At 70.3% G+C, this 229-nt stretch carries 1 protein-coding gene; it reads right to left on the reverse strand.

Annotated elements, in window-relative coordinates:
* Positions 1 to 207, reverse strand: a 207-nt coding sequence (locus tag IO30_RS41165; RefSeq protein WP_245234262.1) for a polyketide synthase dehydratase domain-containing protein, incomplete at its 3' end; no start/stop codon positions are given.
* Positions 208 to 229: the final 22 nt, after the last annotated feature.

Here is a 229-nt window from a genome sequence, read left to right on the forward strand (position 1 = left end):
GACGGTCACCTGCACGCGGACGGACACGCCGTCCCCGAGCACCAGCGGTGCTTCCAGCACCAGCTCCTCGACCACCGGACTGCCCGTCTGACGACCGGCAGCACCGGCGAGCTCCACGAGCGCAGTCCCCGGAACGATCACCGTGCCGTAGATGGCATGGTCGCGGACCCAGGGAGCGGAGTCCTGCGAGAGACGACCGGTGAACACCCACTCGTCCCGGTCCCCGACC

This window comes from Streptomyces xanthophaeus, assembly GCF_000725805.1.
Taxonomy (GTDB): domain Bacteria; phylum Actinomycetota; class Actinomycetes; order Streptomycetales; family Streptomycetaceae; genus Streptomyces; species Streptomyces xanthophaeus.